35 protein-coding genes are annotated in these 20,869 nt (G+C 42.3%); 32 read left to right on the top strand and 3 right to left on the bottom strand.

The genetic code is table 11. From position 1 onward, the window contains the following. Window positions 1-10 precede the first annotated feature (10 nt). The 26 genes from rplD (at window position 11) to rplQ (ending at window position 13,113) form a co-directional block, all read left to right on the top strand. Complete coding sequence (rplD, locus tag JMW61_RS01420; RefSeq protein WP_110923942.1) at window positions 11-613, top strand: 50S ribosomal protein L4; 603 nt, start codon at window positions 11-13, stop codon at window positions 611-613. Beyond that, entirely contained in the window at window positions 610-960 is a 351-nt protein-coding gene (gene rplW / locus JMW61_RS01415) for a 50S ribosomal protein L23 (protein ID WP_011279789.1), read from the top strand. The genes rplD and rplW overlap by 4 nt, the downstream gene beginning before the upstream one ends. 11 nt (window positions 961-971) lie before the next feature. Beyond that, the gene (rplB, locus tag JMW61_RS01410; RefSeq protein WP_110923943.1) at window positions 972-1,799 is read left to right on the top strand and encodes a 50S ribosomal protein L2; all 828 of its coding nucleotides are present in this window, start codon (window positions 972-974) and stop codon (window positions 1,797-1,799) included. A gap of 12 nt (window positions 1,800-1,811) precedes the next feature. After that, window positions 1,812-2,087: a 30S ribosomal protein S19 gene (gene rpsS / locus JMW61_RS01405; RefSeq protein WP_021813372.1), complete on the top strand. Its 276-nt coding sequence runs from the start codon at window positions 1,812-1,814 to the stop codon at window positions 2,085-2,087. A gap of 10 nt (window positions 2,088-2,097) precedes the next feature. Then, on the top strand, window positions 2,098-2,427 hold the full coding sequence (gene rplV, locus JMW61_RS01400) for a 50S ribosomal protein L22 (RefSeq protein ID WP_010196689.1): 330 nt from the start codon (window positions 2,098-2,100) through the stop codon (window positions 2,425-2,427). Between the two features lie 3 nt (window positions 2,428-2,430). After that, on the top strand, window positions 2,431-3,159 hold the full coding sequence (gene rpsC, locus JMW61_RS01395; protein ID WP_110923944.1) for a 30S ribosomal protein S3: 729 nt from the start codon (window positions 2,431-2,433) through the stop codon (window positions 3,157-3,159). Window positions 3,160-3,162: 3 nt separating this feature from the next. Beyond that, complete coding sequence (gene rplP, locus JMW61_RS01390; RefSeq protein ID WP_110923945.1) at window positions 3,163-3,576, top strand: 50S ribosomal protein L16; 414 nt, start codon at window positions 3,163-3,165, stop codon at window positions 3,574-3,576. Continuing rightward, window positions 3,576-3,773 (top strand): 50S ribosomal protein L29, encoded by a 198-nt coding sequence (rpmC, locus tag JMW61_RS01385; protein ID WP_110923946.1) that lies wholly within the window; start codon window positions 3,576-3,578, stop codon window positions 3,771-3,773. Before rplP ends, rpmC begins: the two co-directional genes overlap by 1 nt. Beyond that, window positions 3,770-4,045, top strand: a complete 276-nt coding sequence (gene rpsQ / locus JMW61_RS01380; protein WP_021813375.1) for a 30S ribosomal protein S17 — start codon at window positions 3,770-3,772, stop codon at window positions 4,043-4,045. The genes rpmC and rpsQ overlap by 4 nt, the downstream gene beginning before the upstream one ends. A 182-nt stretch (window positions 4,046-4,227) precedes the next feature. Continuing rightward, complete coding sequence (gene rplN / locus JMW61_RS01375) at window positions 4,228-4,596, top strand: 50S ribosomal protein L14 (protein WP_010196702.1); 369 nt, start codon at window positions 4,228-4,230, stop codon at window positions 4,594-4,596. 8 nt (window positions 4,597-4,604) lie between these two features. Continuing rightward, on the top strand, window positions 4,605-4,922 hold the full coding sequence (gene rplX / locus JMW61_RS01370) for a 50S ribosomal protein L24 (RefSeq protein ID WP_110923947.1): 318 nt from the start codon (window positions 4,605-4,607) through the stop codon (window positions 4,920-4,922). 21 nt (window positions 4,923-4,943) lie between these two features. Further along, window positions 4,944-5,480 carry a 50S ribosomal protein L5 gene (gene rplE, locus JMW61_RS01365; protein ID WP_110923948.1) on the top strand — a complete coding sequence of 179 codons (537 nt, stop codon included), beginning with the start codon at window positions 4,944-4,946 and terminating at the stop codon, window positions 5,478-5,480. Window positions 5,481-5,492: 12 nt separating this feature from the next. Then, window positions 5,493-5,798, top strand: coding sequence for a 30S ribosomal protein S14 (gene rpsN / locus JMW61_RS01360; RefSeq protein WP_021813378.1), 306 nt, complete (start codon window positions 5,493-5,495; stop codon window positions 5,796-5,798). Window positions 5,799-5,809: 11 nt separating this feature from the next. After that, window positions 5,810-6,208, top strand: a complete 399-nt coding sequence (gene rpsH / locus JMW61_RS01355; RefSeq protein WP_110923949.1) for a 30S ribosomal protein S8 — start codon at window positions 5,810-5,812, stop codon at window positions 6,206-6,208. A gap of 174 nt (window positions 6,209-6,382) precedes the next feature. Continuing rightward, complete coding sequence (gene rplF, locus JMW61_RS01350) at window positions 6,383-6,916, top strand: 50S ribosomal protein L6 (protein ID WP_201548773.1); 534 nt, start codon at window positions 6,383-6,385, stop codon at window positions 6,914-6,916. Between the two features lie 11 nt (window positions 6,917-6,927). Then, window positions 6,928-7,278: a 50S ribosomal protein L18 gene (rplR, locus tag JMW61_RS01345; RefSeq protein ID WP_110923951.1), complete on the top strand. Its 351-nt coding sequence runs from the start codon at window positions 6,928-6,930 to the stop codon at window positions 7,276-7,278. 2 nt (window positions 7,279-7,280) lie between these two features. After that, window positions 7,281-7,796: a 30S ribosomal protein S5 gene (rpsE, locus tag JMW61_RS01340; RefSeq protein WP_010196711.1), complete on the top strand. Its 516-nt coding sequence runs from the start codon at window positions 7,281-7,283 to the stop codon at window positions 7,794-7,796. Window positions 7,797-7,816: 20 nt separating this feature from the next. Beyond that, window positions 7,817-7,996, top strand: a complete 180-nt coding sequence (gene rpmD / locus JMW61_RS01335; RefSeq protein ID WP_010196714.1) for a 50S ribosomal protein L30 — start codon at window positions 7,817-7,819, stop codon at window positions 7,994-7,996. Continuing rightward, a complete protein-coding gene (gene rplO, locus JMW61_RS01330; RefSeq protein ID WP_110923952.1) occupies window positions 7,996-8,436 on the top strand; it encodes a 50S ribosomal protein L15 in 441 nt (146 codons plus the stop codon). The genes rpmD and rplO overlap by 1 nt, the downstream gene beginning before the upstream one ends. Window positions 8,437-8,455: 19 nt before the next feature. Beyond that, on the top strand, window positions 8,456-9,787 hold the full coding sequence (secY, locus tag JMW61_RS01325; protein WP_181416317.1) for a preprotein translocase subunit SecY: 1,332 nt from the start codon (window positions 8,456-8,458) through the stop codon (window positions 9,785-9,787). Window positions 9,788-9,818: 31 nt separating this feature from the next. Then, complete coding sequence (gene rpmJ, locus JMW61_RS01320) at window positions 9,819-9,935, top strand: 50S ribosomal protein L36 (RefSeq protein WP_010196721.1); 117 nt, start codon at window positions 9,819-9,821, stop codon at window positions 9,933-9,935. A 253-nt stretch (window positions 9,936-10,188) separates the two neighbouring features. Next, window positions 10,189-10,545 (top strand): 30S ribosomal protein S13, encoded by a 357-nt coding sequence (gene rpsM, locus JMW61_RS01315; protein WP_010196723.1) that lies wholly within the window; start codon window positions 10,189-10,191, stop codon window positions 10,543-10,545. A gap of 20 nt (window positions 10,546-10,565) precedes the next feature. Then, window positions 10,566-10,955, top strand: a complete 390-nt coding sequence (rpsK, locus tag JMW61_RS01310; RefSeq protein WP_058368279.1) for a 30S ribosomal protein S11 — start codon at window positions 10,566-10,568, stop codon at window positions 10,953-10,955. 48 nt (window positions 10,956-11,003) lie between these two features. Continuing rightward, a complete protein-coding gene (rpsD, locus tag JMW61_RS01305; RefSeq protein ID WP_110923954.1) occupies window positions 11,004-11,645 on the top strand; it encodes a 30S ribosomal protein S4 in 642 nt (213 codons plus the stop codon). An 81-nt stretch (window positions 11,646-11,726) separates the two neighbouring features. Further along, a complete protein-coding gene (locus tag JMW61_RS01300) occupies window positions 11,727-12,734 on the top strand; it encodes a DNA-directed RNA polymerase subunit alpha (RefSeq protein ID WP_011279808.1) in 1,008 nt (335 codons plus the stop codon). A gap of 19 nt (window positions 12,735-12,753) precedes the next feature. Then, the gene (gene rplQ, locus JMW61_RS01295; protein WP_010196736.1) at window positions 12,754-13,113 is read left to right on the top strand and encodes a 50S ribosomal protein L17; all 360 of its coding nucleotides are present in this window, start codon (window positions 12,754-12,756) and stop codon (window positions 13,111-13,113) included. A gap of 92 nt (window positions 13,114-13,205) precedes the next feature. Here rplQ and JMW61_RS01290 read toward each other — a convergent pair whose 3' ends face one another. Both JMW61_RS01290 and JMW61_RS01285 read right to left on the bottom strand, forming a co-directional pair. Continuing rightward, window positions 13,206-13,826: an L-threonylcarbamoyladenylate synthase gene (locus tag JMW61_RS01290; protein ID WP_110923955.1), complete on the bottom strand. Its 621-nt coding sequence runs from the start codon at window positions 13,824-13,826 to the stop codon at window positions 13,206-13,208. Window positions 13,827-14,074: 248 nt separating this feature from the next. Further along, a complete protein-coding gene (locus JMW61_RS01285; RefSeq protein ID WP_201548771.1) occupies window positions 14,075-14,821 on the bottom strand; it encodes an elongation factor P hydroxylase in 747 nt (248 codons plus the stop codon). Between the two features lie 185 nt (window positions 14,822-15,006). Between JMW61_RS01285 and JMW61_RS01280 the strand changes: the two genes are divergently transcribed. The 6 genes from JMW61_RS01280 (at window position 15,007) to lysM (ending at window position 19,534) form a co-directional block, all read left to right on the top strand. Further along, window positions 15,007-15,600: a YceD family protein gene (locus tag JMW61_RS01280; protein WP_110923957.1), complete on the top strand. Its 594-nt coding sequence runs from the start codon at window positions 15,007-15,009 to the stop codon at window positions 15,598-15,600. 336 nt (window positions 15,601-15,936) lie between these two features. Next, on the top strand, window positions 15,937-16,119 hold the full coding sequence (gene rpmF, locus JMW61_RS01275; protein WP_068408434.1) for a 50S ribosomal protein L32: 183 nt from the start codon (window positions 15,937-15,939) through the stop codon (window positions 16,117-16,119). Between the two features lie 415 nt (window positions 16,120-16,534). Continuing rightward, entirely contained in the window at window positions 16,535-17,503 is a 969-nt protein-coding gene (gene fabD, locus JMW61_RS01270; RefSeq protein WP_201548762.1) for an ACP S-malonyltransferase, read from the top strand. Beyond that, a complete protein-coding gene (gene fabG, locus JMW61_RS01265) occupies window positions 17,494-18,228 on the top strand; it encodes a 3-oxoacyl-ACP reductase FabG (protein WP_245905717.1) in 735 nt (244 codons plus the stop codon). Before fabD ends, fabG begins: the two co-directional genes overlap by 10 nt. Before the next feature lie 269 nt (window positions 18,229-18,497). Next, window positions 18,498-18,734 carry an acyl carrier protein gene (gene acpP / locus JMW61_RS01260; RefSeq protein ID WP_010196746.1) on the top strand — a complete coding sequence of 79 codons (237 nt, stop codon included), beginning with the start codon at window positions 18,498-18,500 and terminating at the stop codon, window positions 18,732-18,734. 290 nt (window positions 18,735-19,024) lie between these two features. Beyond that, a complete protein-coding gene (gene lysM, locus JMW61_RS01255) occupies window positions 19,025-19,534 on the top strand; it encodes a peptidoglycan-binding protein LysM (protein ID WP_110923960.1) in 510 nt (169 codons plus the stop codon). An 87-nt stretch (window positions 19,535-19,621) separates the two neighbouring features. On the opposite strand, the gene queG is transcribed toward lysM, so the two are convergent. Continuing rightward, window positions 19,622-20,860, bottom strand: coding sequence for a tRNA epoxyqueuosine(34) reductase QueG (gene queG / locus JMW61_RS01250; RefSeq protein ID WP_201548760.1), 1,239 nt, complete (start codon window positions 20,858-20,860; stop codon window positions 19,622-19,624). Between the last annotated feature and the right edge of the window lie 9 nt (window positions 20,861-20,869).

Raw genomic sequence — 20,869 nt, 5'->3', positions numbered from 1 at the left:
GGGGATTAACGTGGATTTAAAAACAGTTACAGGTGCGGCGGTTGAGCTTTCTGATACGGCATTTGGTCGTGAATTCAACGAAGCACTAGTGCATCAAGTCGTCACCGCTTATTTAGCTGGTGCTCGCCAAGGTACACGCGCACAAAAAACCCGTGCCGAAGTTTCTGGCGGTGGTATTAAGCCATGGCGCCAAAAAGGTACTGGTCGCGCTCGTGCGGGTTCTATTCGTAGCCCAATCTGGCGTGGGGGCGGACGTGCATTTGCGGCCAAACCACAAGATTGGTCACAGAAAGTAAACCGTAAGATGTATCGCGGTGCGATGCAGTGCATCCTAGCCGAATTGATTCGCCAAGAGCGTCTGATTTTGGTAGAAGAGTTGAGCGTTTCTGGTCCTAAGACCAAAGAGCTGATCGCAAAGTTAAATGAGCTTGGTGCACCTCGTGCATTAATCGTCACTAAAGAAGTTGACGAAAACTTATACTTAGCCGCTCGCAACATTCCACATGTCAACGTACTTGATACAAGTGAAGTTGACCCAGTGAGCTTGATTGCTTTTGACAAAGTAATCATGTCAGTTGAAGCTGCGAAACAATTTGAGGAAGCACTAGCATGAATAACGCAAGACTTTATCAGATCCTAAGAGGACCTGTATTCTCAGAGAAATCTCAAATGCTTGGCGACTCACTTGGTGTGCAGGTATTTAAAATTGACTCTAAGGCTACTAAGCTTGAAGTTAAAAAAGCAGTTGAGATGATGTTTGAAGGTGTTGAAGTATTAAAAGTAAACACTTTGAATGTTAAAGGTAAGACAAAGCGTTTTGGTAAAAGCATCGGCCGTCGTAATGACTACAAAAAAGCCTATGTTACCTTAAAAGCTGGTCAAGATGTACAAATGGCTGATGCTGGTGAAGAGGTCGCGAACACGACTGCTTCTACTAGTGAAACAGCGAATAACGAATAAGGATTACACTCATGCCTATCGTAAGAGCAAAGCCAACATCACCAGGCCGTCGTTTTGTTGAAAAAGTAGTGCATCCACACCTTTATAAAGGTCGTCCGTTTGCAGCGCTTCTAGAATCAAAAAGCAAGACCGGTGGTCGTAACAATAATGGCCGCATTACTACTCGTCACATTGGCGGTGGTCATAAGCAACATTATCGTATTATCGATTTCAAACGTACTAAAGACAATATCCCAGCCACGGTAGAGCGTATTGAATACGATCCTAACCGTACTGCACATATTGCACTACTTAAGTACGCTGATGGCGAACGCCGTTACATCATCGCTGCTAAAAAACAAGCAGTTGGTGATACAGTAATGTCAGGTGAAACTTCACCAATCCGTCCAGGTAACTGTTTACCACTGAAAAACATCCCATTGGGTACTGTTATTCACAATATCGAACTCAAAATCGGTAAAGGTGCACAGATGGCTCGCGCAGCGGGTGCTAGTGTTCAGTTATTAGGTCGTGACGGTATTTATGCTATTCTACGTTTGCGTTCTGGCGAAACTCGTCGCGTACACGTGAATTGCCGTGCTGTTATCGGTGAAGTTTCTAACACTGAAAACAACTTGAAATCACTTGGTAAAGCCGGTGCTTCACGTTGGCGTGGTGTTCGTCCTTCAGTTCGTGGTGTCGCTATGAACCCGGTTGATCACCCACATGGTGGTGGTGAAGGTCGTAACAAAGGTCGCCATCCAACTAGCCCTTGGGGTCAGAAGTCTAAAGGACTTAAAACGCGTAGCAATAAGCGTACTGACAACATGATCATCCGCCGTCGCGCCAAGAAGAAATAAAGGAAGAATTTCATGCCTCGTTCATTGAAAAAAGGTCCATTCATAGACGCGCATTTGTTTGCTAAAGTTGAGAATGCATTAGACACCAACTCACGCAAGCCAATTAAGACTTGGTCGCGCCGCTCGATGATTTTGCCACAAATGGTTGGCCTAACTTTATCTGTTCACAACGGCCGTACTCATGTACCGGTTATCGTGAGCGAACAGATGGTTGGTCATAAACTAGGTGAATTTGCCCCGACTCGTACGTATCGTGGTCATGGCATTGACAGAAAAGCTAAGAAATAAGGTGCTTATCATGGAAGTAACTGCAAAATTACGCGGTGCCGCCATATCGGCACAAAAAGTTAGACTCGTTGCTGATGAAGTTCGTGGCAAATCTATCGAGCGTGCTTTGGATATCCTAACGTATAGTAATAAAAAAGGCGCTGTGTTTGTTAAGAAATGTCTTAACTCAGCCATCGCCAATGCCGAAAACAACAACGGTCTAGATATCGATACTCTTAAAGTATCAACTATCTACGTTGATGAAGGCATTACGCTAAAACGTATCCTACCACGTGCCAAAGGCCGCGCTGATCGTATCAGTAAGCGTACCTGTCACATCACTATTAAGGTAGGGGAATAAGTTATGGGTCAAAAAGTACATCCAATCGGAATTCGTCTTGGTGTTGTAAAAAAGCATAACGCAAACTGGTATGCTAGCCCTAAACAATACTCAGAATACCTAATCAACGACATTAGAGTTCGTGAATATCTACGCAAAAAGCTAGACAACGCTATGATCAGCAACATTATGATCGAGCGTCCTACTGGCGCTGCTAAGATTACCATCGCCACTGCGCGCCCTGGTATTGTTATCGGTAAAAAAGGCGAAGATATCGAAAGACTTCAAAAAGAATTGACCAAAATCATGGGCGTACCTGCTCAGGTCAACATTGAAGAAATCACGTCACCTGATCTTGATGCACGTTTGGTAGCAGACGGTATCAGTAGCCAGCTTGAGCGTCGTGTTATGTTCCGTCGTGCGATGAAACGCGCTGTACAGAACAGCATGCGCTCTGGTGCTAAAGGTATTAAAGTTGAGTTGTCTGGCCGTCTTGGCGGTGCTGAGATTGCTCGTACTGAATGGTACCGTGAAGGTCGTGTGCCACTGCATACACTCCGCGCTGATATTGACTATTCGTCAGTACGTGCAGAGACAACTTACGGCACTATCGGTGTTAAAGTTTGGATTTTCCGTGGCGAAATCCTTGACGGTATGAACAGTGTATATAATCCCGTTAAAGAAGAGCAGGCCCGTGCGCCAAAACGCCGTGGTCGTGGAAACGGAAATCGTCGAAACTCAGACAGAGGTTAAACTATGTTACAGCCAAAACGTACCAAGTTTCGTAAAATGCACAAAGGTCGTAACACTGGGCTAGCTCATCGTGGAAGCACCGTTGCATTCGGACAAATTGGTCTAAAATCTTTGACTCGTGGTCGTATGACTGCCCGTCAAATTGAAGCAGCACGTCGTACCATCACTCGTAAAATTAAGCGTGGCGGTAAGATTTGGATTCGTGTATTCCCTGACAAACCGATTACCAACAAGCCATTAGAAGTACGTATGGGTAAAGGTAAAGGTCCAGTCGAATATTGGGTATGCGAAATCAAACCTGGTAAAGTGTTATATGAAATCGAAGGGGTCTCAGAAGAGCTTGCTCGCGAAGCATTTATACTTGCTGCAGCAAAATTGCCCTTTAAAACTACCATTGTTAAGCGGACGATAATGTAATGAAGATCAGTGAATTACGTGATAAATCATTAGAAGAACTGACCCAGTTACTTGATGAAAAGCAACTTGATGCTTTCCGTATTCGTATGGCTAAAGCAACTGGTCAGTTGGGTAATACCCATGAAGTACGTGGCAATCGTCGTACGATTGCACAGCTTCAGACTTTGATTAACGAGAAACAACGAGGCGACTCATGAGCGATAACAATCAAACAGCTACCAATGCTAGCGTATTGACAGGACGAGTTGTCAGCGACAAGATGGACAAGTCCATCACAGTTTTGATTGAGCGTCTGGTTCGTCATCCTCTATATGGCAAACAGCTTCGTCGTTCTACGAAAATCAAAGCACACGATGAGAACAACGTTTGCCAACAAGGCGACCTTGTCCGTATCAAAGAAACGCGTCCAATCTCAAAAACCAAGTCTTGGACTTTGGTTGATGTGGTTGAAAAAGTAGAAAAAATCTAAGTAAATTGCATTAAAAGCCAGAAGCTGTTAAAATATCCGCCTTTTTAAGGATGCTGATTGCGCCGAGCGTATATCACTCACATTAAGAGTAAGTCGCGGTTATTTATATTACAATGCCGTCTACTCATACTGTGCTAGCGGCAGCAACTGGTTTTTATTGCTCATACGTGTGGAGTAACGCTATGATTCAGGTTGAGTCAATGCTGGAAGTTGCAGACAATAGCGGTGCAAGACGAGTTCAGTGCATTAAAGTACTGGGTGGTTCTCATCGTCGTTATGCATCAGTTGGCGACATTATTAAAGTAACGGTTAAAGAAGCCATTCCGCGTGGTCGTGTTAAAAAAGGCGACGTGATGAATGCTGTAGTTGTACGCACCAAAAAAGGCGTTCGTCGTCCTGATGGTTCTGTGTTACGTTTTGACGACAATGCTGCGGTATTGTTGAACCAAAACAAAGCACCGATTGCAACTCGTATTTTTGGACCGGTAACTCGTGAACTACGTGGTGATCAGTTTATGAAAATTGTATCACTAGCACCAGAAGTATTGTGAGGTAATCCATGTCAAAATTACGTAAAGGCGATACAGTTATCGTGATTGCTGGTAAAGATAAAGGCAAGCAAGGTACTGTACAAGCTGTAAAAAATGATCGTATTAAAGTAGAAGGCATTAACATTGTCACTAAGCATCAGAAGCCAAATCAGGCAGCTGGCGTTGAAGGCGGCATTCTTAAGCAAGAAGCTTTCCTACATATTTCAAATGTCGCAATATTAAATGCGCAAACCCAAAAAGCTGATCGTATTACTTATCAGTTCAGCGAAGACGGCCAGAAACAACGCGTCTATCGTTCGAACGGTGAAGTAGTGGCGACTGCGTAAGACACTAAGGGTGTAATGGTAATGGCAAGATTAAAATCTTTATATAACGATAAATTAAAGCAGCAAATCCAAGAAGAGCTTGGTTTGGCGAATGTGATGCAAGTGCCTAAAATCACTAAAATCACACTTAACATGGGTGTAGGCGGCGCGTCTCAAGACAAGAAATTGCTTGAAGGTGCTGTAGCTGATATGACTGCAATTGCTGGTCAAAAACCTGTTGTCACCAAAGCGCGTAAATCAGTTGCTGGCTTTAAGATTCGTGAAGAATGGCCAATTGGCTGTAAAGTAACGCTACGCGGTGAGCAAATGTACGAATTTTTAGATCGTCTCGTTGCCATTGCAATTCCTCGTATTCGTGATTTCCGCGGTTTTTCACCTAAAGCCTTTGACGGACGTGGTAACTACTCATTGGGTATCAAAGAACAAATTGTATTCCCAGAAGTAGATTTTGACAAGATTGATCGTATCCGCGGTATGGATGTGACAATCACCACGTCAGCTCAATCTGATGAAGAAGGTCGTGCGTTGCTTAAAGCATTCGGCTTCCCATTTAAATAAGGTAAAGACGTTATGGCAAAGAAGAGCATGATTAACCGCGAATTGAAGCGCGAAAAAATGGTTGCTAAGTACGCTGATAAGCGTATCAAGCTAAAAGAAACTATCAGTGATATGACTGCAAGTGACGAAACTCGTATGGAAGCGATGTTAGAGCTACAAGCTCTTCCACGTAACTCATCACCAGTACGTCTGCGCAATCGTTGTGCTATCACCGGTCGTCCTCACGGTTACTTCCGCAAGTTTGGCTTATCACGCAATATGCTGCGTGAGCGTGTCATGCAAGGCGATGTGCCTGGTGTTCGTAAAGCAAGCTGGTAAGGGGTAACTATATGAGTATGCAAGATACCGTTGGGGATATGCTAACCCGTATTCGTAACGCACAAATGGCTAACAAAGTATCGGTAGCAATGCCGAGCTCTAAATTACGTAAATCAATTGCTGATTTGCTAGTTAGCGAAGGTTATGTGGCTAGTGCCGTTGTTACTGAAGAAGCAAACAACAAAGCAAGCCTTACTATTGAACTAAAATACTTCGAAGGCCGTGCTGTCATCGAAACTATTCAACGTTTTAGCCGTCCTGGTTTACGCCAGTTCCGCGGTAAAGACGCTATCCCTACTGTTAAGCAAGGTATGGGTGTTGCTATCGTATCAACTAGCCAAGGTATCATGAGCGATCGTGCTGCACGCGCTGCTGGTATCGGTGGTGAAATCGTCGCATTTGTAGCGTAAGTTACACGACGATAAAGTCTATTTGACGCTGTTGGGCTTCTATCAATGTGGTAATGATGAATTATTTAACATTGGTAGGTGTCTAACGCGGTCAACTATGCTAAACTAACACGCTTTTTAGCCTGTTAGTTTTTTCGCTAATATAAAGAAGTTAATTTTTTAAGGAATATTCCTATGTCTCGTGTGGCTAAAGCCCCAGTGACGCTGCCAAATGGCGTAAGCGTTACTTTGAACGATCGGCAGGTCGAAGTTAAAGGCAAGAACGGCAATTTGTCTTTACGCCTGCATGCATTGGTCGAGCTGAAACAGGAAGATGATGCTATCATTTTCTCACCTACAGTCGATTCAAAAGAAGCTATGATGCACACTGGCACCATGCGCGCTCTGCTTAACAACTATGTTACAGGCGTGAATGAAGGCTTTGTAAAACGTCTTCAATTAATTGGTGTTGGTTACCGCGCACAAGTTACTGGCAACAAAGTAACTTTGAACGTCGGTTACTCTCATCCAGTAGAGTATACGTTACCTGAAGGTGTGTCAGCTGAAACCCCAACGCAAACTGAAATTGTTTTGAAATCAAACAATAAGCAGCAGCTTGGTCAAGCAGCGGCTAATATCCGTGGTTTCCGCCCACCTGAGCCTTATAAAGGCAAAGGTATTCGTTATAGTGACGAGCATGTGATTCGCAAAGAAGCCAAGAAAAAATAAGGTGAGTTGAAATGTTTGATAAAAAAGCAGCTCGTCTGCGTCGAGCTAAGAAAACCCGCGCGCATATCCGTTTTTTAGGCGTTAATCGCTTAACGGTTAACCGCACGCCAAAACATATGTATGCCCAGATTATCTCTCCGAACGGTGGTGAAGTGATTGCTCAGGCATCTACCTTAGACGTCAGCTTGCGCTCAGGCGCTACTGGTAATGCTGATGCAGCAACGTCTGTAGGCCAATTGATCGCAGAACGCGCAAAAGCAGCTGGTATCACTAAAGTTGCCTTTGACCGTAGTGGTTTCAAATATCATGGTCGAGTTAAAGCTTTAGCAGAAGCAGCTCGCGAGAACGGATTGGAGTTTTAATCATGGCTAGAAATGATAAAAATGATAAAAATGAACAGACTGACGGTCTAGTAGAACGCTTAGTTACCGTTGATCGTGTTGCAAAAGTTGTTAAAGGTGGTCGTATTTTCTCTTTCACTGCACTAACTGTAGTGGGTGATGGCAACGGTCGTGTAGGTTTTGGTCGCGGTAAAGCACGTGAAGTGCCAGCTGCTATCCAAAAAGCACTAGAAGCTGCCAAACGTAATATGATTACTGTTGAGCTAAATGATGCAACTTTGTATCATCCGATCAAAGCACGTCATGGTGCTAGTAAAGTTTATATGCAGCCTGCATCTGAAGGTACCGGCGTAATCGCTGGTGGCGCAATGCGTGCTGTGTTAGAAGTTGCTGGTGTCAAAGATGTTTTGACTAAATGTTATGGTTCTACCAATACTGCTAACGTTGTTCGCGCAACGTTTAACGGTTTACGTGATATGTCAACTCCAGAGAAGATGGCAGCTAAACGTGGTAAATCTGTAGACGAAATCTTGGGTTAACTTAGACTAGGTGAGTTACGATGAAAAAAATGAAAGTCACTCAATTTAAATCGGGTGCCCATCGCCTAAAGAGCCACAAAGCGAGCTTGAAAGGATTGGGTTTACGCCGTATTAACCATACTGTTGAAGTAGAAGATACTCCTTCAACTCGTGGTATGGTAAATCGCGTTAACTACATGGTAAAAGTGGAGGAAGCGTAATGGGTCTTAGATTAAATGAATTATCACCAGGTGTTGGTGCAAAGAAAACTGCACAACGTCGTGGTCGTGGTATCGGTTCAGGTCTTGGTAAGACTGGTGGTCGTGGTGTAAAAGGTCAGAAATCTCGTTCAGGTTCTAGCGTACGCTCAGGATTTGAAGGTGGTCAAATGCCTTTATATCGTCGTCTACCTAAATTTGGTTTTACCAGTAAAATGGCAATGAAGACAGCTGAAGTACGTCTGTCTGAACTAAACCAAATTGAAGGCGATGTTGTTAGCATTGAAACACTTAAAGCTGCTAACCTTATCCGTCATGATATGAAGCGTGCCCGTGTTATGTTATCAGGCGAAGTCACTAAAGCTTATACCTTTAAAGGTATCAAAGTGACTAAAGGCGCTAAGCTAGCAATCGAAGCTGCTGGTGGTAGCATCGAGGAGTAATAACGTGTCAAAACAATCAATGTCATCGACTGGTATACCGCTTAATCCATTTGCATTTATACGCAAGTATGACGAATTATGGACGCGTTTATTATTCTTAATCGGCGCATTGATTGTTTATCGTTTAGGGTCACATATTCCAGTACCGGGTATCAATCCGGTTAACTTGGCTGATCTGTTTTCGCGCAACGAAAACACTATTCTGAGCATGTTTAATATGTTCTCAGGTGGTGCACTAGAGCGTATGTCTATTATGGCACTTGGTATTATGCCATATATCTCAGCATCGATTATTGTACAGATGATGTCTGCGGTATTGCCATCGCTTGAAGCCCTCAAAAAAGAGGGTGAAGCGGGACGACGCAAGCTAAACAAGTATACCCGTCAGGGAACGCTTGCTTTAGCCCTAGTACAGTCATTAGGGATGTGTGCTGGCTTAATCAGTCAAAACCTTACCTTATCTTCTGGTCTTACTTTCTATATTCCAGCTGTTACTTCTTTAGTAGCAGGCGCTATGTTCTTAATGTGGCTTGGTGAGCAGATTACAGAGCGTGGTGTAGGTAACGGTATCTCAATGCTCATTTTTGCAAGCATTGTGGCTGGTACGCCAGGTATGATTTCGCAATCTATCGAACAGGTCAATCAAGGTCAGATGAACTTGATTGTACTATTTATTTTTGTGTTACTAGGTATAGCGGTTACTGCTGGCATTGTTTATATTGAACGTGCTCAACGCCGTGTTCCCGTAAACTACGCACAAAAGCAGCAACAGGGTCGTAAAATTTATGCTCAGCAGCAGTCTCATCTGCCGTTGAAGCTAAACATGGCAGGGGTTATTCCTGCTATCTTTGCGAGTTCTCTGTTGTTGTTTCCAGCAAGTTTAGGGCAGTGGGTTGGTCAATCAACCGATCCTACCTTTACACAAAAAATATTGCAGAATATGGCGTTAGTATTGTCTCCAGGGCAGCCGCTATATTTAGTATTGTTTGGTGCAATGATTATTTTCTTCTGCTATTTTTATACGGCACTAGTATTTAGCCCACGTGAAGTAGCTGAAAACCTTAAACGTAGTGGTGCGTATATCCCAGGTATTCGCCCAGGACAACAAACTCAGCGTTACCTCGATCATGTATTAAACCGATTGACCTTTATTGGCGCGATGTATATGACGGTTATTTGTTTAATGCCAATGGTCGTCCAGTCATCGTTTGGTGTGCCGTTTCAACTCGGTGGTACGTCTTTACTGATTATGGTGGTTGTGGTAATGGACTTCATCTCGCAGATTCAGGCGCATTTGATGACCCATCAATATCATGATCAGACGTTAATTCAATCGCCCACTCAATCTTAAATGAGCGGTACGATATTTCAAGGAGCATGCTATGAAAGTTCAAGCATCAGTTAAAAAGATTTGTGGTAGCTGTAAAGTTGTGCGCCGTAAAGGCCGTGTACATATCATTTGTACAGCAGAACCTCGCCACAAGCAACGTCAGGGTTAATACTTAGTATCACAAAGCCTTAGGTTTTTGTTACTATTTAAATTAATACTTGAAAAATAACGGCGGATGCGATATCATCCGCCACTTGCCGTAGTTTATGCAAAAACTTTTATAATACTATCGAAGAATAAGTCTGTTATCAGACCAAAGCAGAGATTGAGATTACAAAGGCTTTAGTATTGACAGCAACAAATCTGAAAAGTAATGCCTTATCGTTAGATAACGCTTATTTTTCTTTAATGGAGAGAAATCAATGGCTCGTATTGCCGGCGTAAACATTCCGGATAATAAGCATGCTGTTATTTCACTAACTTACATCTTTGGTGTAGGTCGTACCACTGCTCAGAAAATCTTAGAAGCAGTTGGCATTGCCCCTACTACTAAAGTCAGTCAGTTAGATGATACACAGTTAGATGCTATCCGTGCACAAATTGCAAATTACATGACTGAAGGTGACCTTCGTCGTGAAGTTTCAATGAATATTAAGCGTTTAGTTGATCTTGGTTGTTACCGTGGCATCCGCCATCGTCGTAACCTACCAGTTAGAGGTCAGAACACCAAGAACAACGCTCGTACTCGTAAGGGTCCGACACGCCCTCTCAAAAGATAATTAACTTAGGAAGCTAAAAGATGGCAAAAGACACTCGCAGTCGCAAAAAGGTGACTCGCCGTTCAGTATCGGAGGGCGTAGCCCATATCCATGCGTCTTTTAATAACACCATTGTTACGATTACCGATCGTCAGGGTAATGCATTGGCTTGGGCCACTTCAGGTGGACAAGGCTTCCGTGGTTCACGTAAATCTACACCATTTGCAGCTCAGGTTGCAGCTGAAGTCGCTGGTAAAGCGGCCCAAGAATATGGTGTTAAGAATATCGACGTTTTGGTCAAAGGACCAGGACCGGGTCGTGAGTCTGCGGTAAGAGCACTAGGTGCATTGGGTTATAAAGTCAACAGCATCTCTGATGTAACCCCAATCCCACACAATGGTTGCCGTGCGCCGAAAAAGCGCCGCGTCTAATATTAAAGACGAAGCTTTTTATATTGAAAGCTTATAGGAGACATAACAATGGCCCGCTATATTGGACCAAAACTCAAATTATCACGTCGTGAAGGTACGGATTTAGGCCTTAAGTCTGGCGTTAAACCATACGACGTAAAAACGAAAAAAGCTGGTCGTCCACCAGGTCAACATGGCGTAAGCCGTAACAAGACCTCTGAATATGCTCTACAGCTGCGTGAAAAGCAGAAAGTTAAGCGTATTTATGGTGTACTAGAGCGTCAATTCGCTAATTACTATAAAGAATCTGCTCGTAAGCGCGGTGCTACAGGTGAAAACCTACTAGCCATGCTTGAGAGCCGTCTAGATAACGTTGTATATCGCATGGGCTTTGGCTCAACTCGCGCAGAAGCACGTCAGCTAGTTAGTCATCGTACTGTTATGGTAAAGAAAGCTGGCCGTGATGAGTTTGTTCGTGTGAACATTCCATCAATTCAGCTTCAAGATGGTGATGTCATCGCTATCCAAGAGAAGTCTCGCGAACAACTACGTATTAAAAACGCTATTGAACTAGCGACACAACGTGGTATTCCAGAATGGCTAGATGTTGATCACAGCAAACTACAAGGCACGTTTAAACATGCGCCTGATCGTATTGATCTACCTGCTGAAATCAACGAAAGCTTGATCGTTGAGCTATACTCTAAGTAAATGACGTACTGCTCGATGTCATGAAAATGGCATTGAGCAATTAACGTTAATTAAACCAGTTTAATAAATCGAGGTGACATCATGATGCTAAATGCAACTGAGTTTCTAACGCCGAATGCCATTAACGTGGACACGGTTAACGAAACGATTGCGAAAGTCACGCTCGAACCGTTAGAACGCGGCTTTGGGCATACCCTAGGTAATGCCTTACGTCGTATCTTGTTATCTTCATTACCTGGTGCTGCAGTCATTGAAGCCGAGATTGATGGTGTTGACCATGAATACTCTACGCTTGAAGGGCTACAAGAAGATGTACTTGACTTGCTTTTGAACTTAAAAGGCTTGGCAATTACGCTTCATGACCAAAATGAAGTATTTTTGACCTTGGATAAACAAGGTCCAGGCACTATTACTGCTGCAGATATCACGTTACCGCACAATGTTGACATCATCAATCCAGAATTGGTATTGGGTACATTGAGTGATCGTGGTCATCTTAAGATGCGTTTGCGCGTAGTAATGGGTCGTGGATATGAGCCAGCAAACCAGCGCCGTGAAGATGGTGATACTAAAGCAATTGGACGCTTAAAGCTTGATGCAAGTTTTAGTCCTGTGCTTCGTGTTGCTTATCAGGTTGAGAACGCTCGTGTAGAGCAGCGTACTGATCTTGATCGTCTTATCATTGAGCTTGAAACTAATGGCACTATAGATCCAGAAGAAGCAATTCGTAAAGCAGCCACTATTTTACAACAACAGATTTCTATCTTTGTTGACCTAGAAGCTGAAGAAGCGCCTGAGCCTGTGAAAGAGAAAGAAGAGGTTGATCCGGTGCTATTACGCCCTGTGGACGATCTTGAACTAACGGTTCGCTCAGCCAACTGCTTGAAAGCTGAAAACATTTACTATATCGGTGATTTGGTACAACGTTCAGAGACTGAACTTCTAAAAACCCCAAATCTTGGTAAGAAATCATTAACTGAAATCAAAGACGTTTTAGCGTCTAAAGATTTAGAGCTCGGTATGCGCCTAGATAACTGGCCACCAGCTGATTTACGTGTTGATGATCGCTTTTCTTATCGTAGCCGTTAAACTTTAAGGATTTTTGACTATGCGCCATCGTAAGAGTGGAGTCAAGCTGGGTCGTACCGGCAGTCATCGTAAGGCAATGTTTCAGAACATGACTAACTCATTATTTGAGCATGAACTGATCAAAACAACTTTACCAAAAGCTAAAGAACTACGTCGCGTTGCCGAGCCATTAATCACTATGGCTAAAGAAGACAGCGTTGCTAACCGTCGTTTAGCATTCAGCCGTATGCGTAGCAAAGCTATGGTAGGCAAATTATTTGGCACGTTAGGTCCTCGTTACCAGACTCGTCCAGGTGGTTATTTGCGTATCGTAAAATGCGGTCATCGTGATGGTGACAATGCGCCAATGGCATATGTAGAATTAGTTGATCGTGACTAGTTTTATACTGAATATATGATTCATAAAAAAGCTCCAATTAATTGGAGCTTTTTTTTATGTCTTGAATTTGGTTAATCACATTATTAATTTTATTAGCGCAGTAGTGAATCAACATCAGCAGCACCTTGCCTGATAATCTCAGGTTGGCTGCTAGTCATATCTACGATGGTCGTTAGCTTAGTTGTTTTTATACCTGCATTGATTAGACCATCAATTTGATTACCCAAGATATCTTCAATCTCGAATGGATCGTCAAGTATGTCATCACGGTTAGGTAAGATTAGTGAGCTAGTTAAAATGGGTTCATCCATAGCTTCTAGAAGTGCTTGAGCAATAGCGTTACTCGGTACTCGGATACCGATTGTTTTTTTCTTGGCATGAGACAGTTTCTTTGGTACATCTTTTGTGGCATTTAGGATGAATGTAATAGGTGCTGGGGTATGTGCTTTTAGCTGTTTAAACTGCACATTATCTACTGTGGCGTAATTAGCAATCTCACTTAGGTCACGGCATAATAAGGTAAATTGGTGTTTATCATCAAGCTCACGAATTTGTTTAAGTTTTTCTAACGCATCTTTGGCACCCAGACGACAACCAAAGGCATAGCTGGTATCGGTAGGGTAGATGATCAGTTGGTCTTTACGTAGCAGGTCAGCCACTTGCTCAATCAATCGAGGCTGTGGATTGTCTGGGTGAATATAGAATACTTGCATAATGCTTCCTTATCTTATAATTATGAGGTTTTTCTTCATTTAAATAAGTGTTTCGGTGGCTGTGTTAAGTCTGTTTAATACAGAGGATAATTCATAAAGTATATTTTAAACGTTAATAAAGTTTATTGGTTTAAAATATGGATTTGATCATTAGTATAGCGCATAGCACATGTAACTTTAGTGGCAAGGCGTTATTGTTCGTATAAGATCCTTAACCATTCACGTTATAAAAATCATACCATTGAAAGTTATATTGCCATTGATTTAGTTGAATTGGATGTGGAAACCTTCAGTAAAGTAAGTAATAAGATTTTAGCATCACGTGGTAGTGTCTGAGGCTCAGTAATATACTGTTCTGCTTGTTGATAAACGTCATGTTCGAAGGTGCTATCACTCGTATCAAACGCTGCAAATAAATTGTCCTGCGATACTTGGAAAGGTCGCCCGCAAGCTAAAGTAAATAGACATTCCAATGCTTGCGGCTTAATTTCGACGCGCTCAAAAGACTGCTGCTGCGCTGCTGATCGTCCATCTGGTGCATACCAGTAGCCAAAGTCTGGCAACCTTCTACGAGCTTCTCCGGCTACACACCAATGGCTCAGCTCGTGCAACGCACTGGCAAAAAAACCATGAGCAAATTCAATTCTTGCGGGTTCATTGTTTTGGGCAGGAAAGTATTCGGGTTCACCTTCACTACGAACCAATATTACCTTTTGATCAGCAAATAAAGTATTGAATAATTGAATGAGCCAGTCGGTAGCTACCCGCTCATTATTATCAGCTAATTGTTGGTCGTTATCGTCAGTTTCGGTAGTAGCTAGGCCTTGCCATTCATTTCTCAGGCGCTCTAACGCTTTATTCTTCTCAAAATTTGATGAATCGGCAGAGATAGAGTTCATATCACTGACCAACTCGGTAAGACATTTCAGTAGTATTTTTGCTTTAGAAGATGAGAGTAAGTTAGCAAAGTCAATTTTATTGTTAAACGAATTCATAAGTGAAATACTGGTCAGATAAGTGGTAAAAATGAAAACTATCACCTTAGTATAAAGGCGAAGAACAGGTCATGTTAAATCGTGCCAATATCAAAAATATTAACATACTAGCGCTAGCGTCATTCAATGCTTTCCGTTAGTATGGCAGGCAATATTATACACCGTTTTGATGAATGAGGCCGCGCATGTCAAGCACTCCAGAAAGTAAACCGTCAGCAATGCATACTGATAACAAAAAAGTGCCGTTACCTACCAGCATGCCCGATTCTATTTCTTTAGATAAGTGGGCAGATACTGGTTATGAATGGTCAGGAGAAGTAGAGCCAAGTGCGTTCAAACGTCTGGCGCTTATTCTAGCTACCGAACACGAGCAAGAAAAAATACAGCTTAGTGCTAGCTTATATCGCCGTAATAATGTCTTACATTTGGCATTTACATTGACTGGTCAGGTTTGGCTAACTTGTCAGCGCTGTCTGCAGCCAGTGTCTATCGATTTGTCTGACGATTTTAATATTGCTTTGCTCGAAAAAGAGGGCCAAGTACGCTTAGTGAATGAAGAGCAAGATTATTTATTACTTGATGAAATCATTACAGAGCAATCACCAGAGAAGCTATTGCCATTCAAGAAATTGGTTGAAGACGAGATACTACTCAAGACGCCAATGTCACCAAAGCATGATGACTGTGAGATGACGGTAGAGCAGTTTGGTGAGATTCCAGAAGAAGAAGAAACAGAAAATCCTTTTGCCGCTTTAGCCTCGCTAAAAGGCAAGCTGTAGTTTCATTAAAAGCAATTCACATATAAATGTACTACTTAATGAATTTGTGATACCTTTCATCAGCTTTCTACAGAAGAGTGAGATGCAGGGCTTTATTAATCCATTAAACATGCGTATAATGTCCGGTTTATTGCATTCTAGCAACAAGTTGCTTGCTGATAGAAGCTGACTATGCAAATTTACTATAGATTTTAGACATAGTTAGCATTTTATGTGAGTGGCAATCTATTTAACTAATGATGCGTAAGACTTAGGTTGTTGTGATTATATGGCCTCTGTCAGTATCGATTAAAGCTGAATTTCAAGCTTATCCCTTTTAAGTATAGGAGCTATATCATGGCTGTTCAAAAAAGTCGTAAAAGCCGTTCTCGTCGTGACATGCGCCGTTCACACCATCGTATGGAAGTGGCTGAGCTGAGCATTGATGCTACTACTGGTGAAAAACATCGTCGTCATCACATGACTAAAGATGGTTTTTACCGTGGTCGTCAGTTGTTCAAGGTAAGTCAAGACGCCTAAGTTGCTTGTTAGCTAATGCAAAAGTAGTCATGGTACTGGTGACTATTATTGCTTTTGCATAGCCGTATCAAGCAATGAGTTTTGAGCTAAAGAAAGCCAAGTTATTTCGCTATCATATATTATGTGGCTAGATAACTTGGCTTTTTGCTATGGTTTTTTAAAATAAATATTTTATTTTTAGCCTTTAGCAAATATGAAAGTGAACTGATACAATCTATTATTACAATTTTAGTGATATTCTCTGCTACACCAGTTTAGGTGGCACTCACTATGATAATAGAGTCTGTCAGTGTATAGTTCACTAATAGCTAATTTTTCGAAAAATAACGAACGCAACGGCTCTGTGTCGTACCTAATAATATAACAACTCCCATTATTTTTAGGGATGTTTCCAATTGAATAAGGAATATTGGTTATGGCCTCTGTACCCGATATGGCAAAAAAACAGCCTTCGCGGATCGCGGTAATTTTCCCTGGTCAAGGATCACAAGTCGTTGGTATGACGAGTGAGCTTGCTGAAACCTATCCAGAGATTCGTGATACTTTCGCTGAAGCAAGTGACGCACTTGGTGAAGACTTATGGGCAATCTGTCAGGATGAAGAAAAACTCAATCAAACCCACTATACTCAGCCAGCATTACTGACTGCTAGCATAGCTATCTGGCGAATCTTGAAACAGAAAGTAGTCACAGAGCCTTGTTATTTAGCAGGGCACTCTCTAGGTGAGTATAGCGCGCTCTGTGCAGCTGATGTGATATCGCTTGCTGATGCAGTAAGACTGGTTCATAAACGTGGTCAGTTAATGCAAGAGGCTGTTGTAGGTATTGATACAGCGATGGCAGCAGTATTAGGTCTTGAAGACAATCGGGTCGAAAATTTATGTGAGCAAGCGACTGAACATGTTGATGGCGCGATTGTTGGTGCAGCCAACTTTAATAGCCCAGGGCAAGTCGTGATATCAGGCAATGCTGATGGCGTTAATGCTGTTATTGATAAAGTAAAAAATACCGGTAAGAAATCTGTTCCGCTAAAGGTTAGTGTACCATCGCATTGCGCACTAATGGAGCCAGCGAGTAGTGCTTTGGCTGAAATTTTGGCAGACATCAAATTTGAGCAAGCTATGATTCCTGTTATTCAAAATCGTCATGCACGTGTCGAAACCAGTGCGTTGGGTATCAAGCAAGCATTGACTGAACAGTTAAGCCAACCTGTATTATGGTCAAAAACCATGCAAGAGCTGGCTGACAAGCAAATTAATATTTTAATCGAGTGTGGCAGTGGTAATGTATTGAGTAATTTGGCGAAGCGTCAAGCCCAGCCAATTACCAGCTATCCTACTGACAAACCTGCCCGCCTTGAGAAATTAATGGAGTTATTATCATGAGCCGTACGATTACATTAGTAACAGGCGCGAGCCGTGGCATTGGCAAAGCTGTTGCCAAGCGTTTTGCTAAAGAAGGTCATTTTGTCATTGGTACAGCGACGACTGAAAAAGGCGCTGAGCTTATCGATGACTATCTTCATGACAGTGGTGGTATTGGCCGAGTCTTAGATGTACGTGATACGGCGCAAATTGATAAATTATTTGAAGAAATTGAAAGTGTCTATGGTGCGGTACAGGTATTGGTCAATAATGCTGGTATCACGCAAGATGGATTGCTAATGCGCATGAAAGATGACGATTGGGGCAATGTCATTGACACCAATCTAACGTCAGTATATCGCATGAGCAAACGTGCTGTACGCGGTATGATGAAAGCACGCCGTGGCCGCATCATTAATATTACCTCTGTAGTCGCGCAGATGGGCAATGCAGGTCAGTCTAACTATGCTGCAACCAAAGCAGGTGTAGAAGGGTTTAGCCGTACCTTAGCGCGTGAAATTGGTTCACGCCAAGTGACTATCAACTGTGTCGCTCCGGGTTTGATTGAAACAGATATGACGGATGAGCTTGATGAGCGTCTGCTAAACTCGATGTTAGATGCTGTCCCCATTAGCCGTTTAGGGCAGCCAGAAGACATTGCAGCAGCAGTGCATTTCTTGGCCAGCGATGAGGCCAGCTATATCACAGGCGCTGTTATTCCTGTCAATGGCGGCATGTATATGTAAGTGACGCACAAGTGTTACATAGTGATAATAAAAAACTGTGTGAACGAGTGTAAACTATAATAAAGGGTGCTATAATGACGGACACTTTTAGGCCAAAGCACTGTATGATAGCAGAGCTTTACCAGACATTAGTCAAAACGTATAATCCGTTATAAAGCATTCAGATAGCGATACTAATCTGAAAGTCTCACTTATATACAATGCTATAGAATCTAATAATAGAACTATAGTAATTTGTCAAAATAATAGATCAAAAAGGAGAAATCTACATGAGTAATGATACCGAGCTAAGAGTTAAAGCTGCAGTAGCTGAGCAATTGGGTATGAACGTTGAAGAAATCAGCAACGATGCTTCATTTATGGAAGACTTAGGTGCAGATTCATTGGATCTAGTTGAATTAGTTATGTCATTCGAAAGCGATTTTGGCATCACTATTCCTGATGAAGATTCAGCAGAACTAACGACTGTTCAAAAAGCAATTGATTACGTACAAGCACAGCTATAATTCTACATTAGCTTAGCAAGTTTTGTATTGCCGCTTATCTTAATTGATAAGCGGTTTTTTTATGTCTTGTAAAATGAGCTTTCCATACGAGTGAATCGTATTTATTAACATAAGCTACGTCAATTCAACATTATTCAACATACTATTACTAGCCAGTTCAACTACCTTTGTCTATACTCATTTTGGTAAGCAGTAATAAAGTATGACGAAATTCAGGTGTTTACCTCATTATCTGATTTTATACGTCATCGAAAATAATGATTAATAATAATATTTTAAGGAGCAGTTATATGGGTATGTTCAGTTTTGCAAAAGACATCGGTGATAAAATTTTTAATCGTGATGAAGCCGAGCATGATGCTAAATCAGAAACCAAAGCAGATGCTAATACGCCAGTACAGAGTAGTGAGCCTTCAGCGCAGTCAGTCGCTAATATCTTGCTTCGTCGTGTTCAGCAGCAAAATTTAAATATCAGCGATCTAAAAATTAAATACAATGGCTCAACGGATACTGCTGAGATTAGTGGTAAGGCTAAGACACAAGCAGATCGCGAAAAAGCAATCATCGCAATTGGTAACGTACAGAACGTTGCGAAAGTTATTGATAATATCGATATTGAAGAAGATGCCCCTGAGTCGACGATGTACACAGTAAAATCCGGTGACAACTTATCTAAGATTGCCAAAGATGTTTATGGTTCAGCAAGTGACTACATGAAGATTTTTGAAGCGAATAAGCCAATGCTTTCTGATCCTGATAAAATTTATCCAGGCCAAGTATTACGTATTCCTAAGCCATAATATTTGTAACTAATAGCACAAAAATATGCGCTAACGAAAATGCCTCTTGTAAATAAGAGGCATTTTTTTGTTTAGACAAATACAAGCCTAAGATTCAATAGCCTTTAATTTATCTTGCTGCTCAGTTATTGCCCAAAGGATATGCTCATCCAGTATCTCATTGTGTACACCCAGTTTTGACTGTAATTGAGCAACAGTATCTGTACTGGCGTTGGCATTTCCAAGTCCAATAGCGATATTGCGTAAAAAGCTAACATAACCTGTGCGTCTAAGTGGGCTGCCTTCAGTCTTTTTCATAAAGTCAGCTTCTTGCCACTGCCATAGTTCAAGTAGGCTACTACTATCAAGGTTGTGCCGTGGTGCGAAGTCTTCTACAGGTGTGATATTGGCGTAGCGATTCCAAGGACAGATAAGCTGACAGTCATCACAACCAAAGACGCGATTACCAATCGCTCGGCGGTACTTAGTATCAATGGTACCTTTATGCTCGATAGTGAGGTAGGAGATGCAGGCTGAAGCGTTGAGCTCATAGGGTGCAACAATCGCTTGGGTAGGGCAAATATCAATACAGGCGCTACAGCTGCCACAATACTCTTTGATAGGTTGGTCATCTGGCAGCTCAAGGCTAATAAATAGCTCGCCCAACACAAAAAATGAGCCTGCTTGTTTATTAATAAGTAGTGTGTGCTTACCTGTCCATCCAAGGCCAGCAGCATCAGCGATAGGGCGTTCAAAGATAGGTGCAGAGTCGCTAAATGGTCGAAAGATAAAATCTCGCTCTGACCCAATATTGAGATGTTGCCATTCAGGAAGCATTGTTTCTATTTTTAATGCCAATTGCTTTAAACGACTACGCATTGTCTTGTGATAATCACGCCCTCTGGCATAACGTGCAATGATACCTTGGTTGGGGAGGTCATTGTCAGTGACAGAACGAGGTTTCGGTGCTTGAGTCAGGTAATCCATACGAACGCTGATGATGGTCCTTGCACCATCGACCAATTGCTCAGGGTTCGCCCGTAGTTCATGATTGCTGTGCATGAACTGTAGCTGTCCCTCGTAACCTTTCTCTAGCCATTGCTGCAGTTGTACAATTTGTTTAGCAAACAAAGGATGGTGCACGGATAGAAAGCCGCAGTCAGCAAACCCTAGCGCCTGTGCTTGAGTCTTGATCCATTGTTTGACGTCTGTTGTGGTAGAAAATGTTGATGTGTTATTGAGCGCAATCTTGTTTGCGGTTGCATCATCAATTGCAGCGGCTCGCTGTTGGCCAGCTACTTGTTTGATAGAAGATATTGGTAGGCTTGGTGTAGATGAGTTATTCATGTGTAATAG

Origin of the sequence: Psychrobacter fjordensis, assembly GCF_904845995.1 — a bacterium.
Taxonomy (GTDB): Bacteria; Pseudomonadota; Gammaproteobacteria; order Pseudomonadales; family Moraxellaceae; genus Psychrobacter; species Psychrobacter fjordensis.
This window is presented reverse-complemented; position numbering and strand designations above follow the sequence as displayed.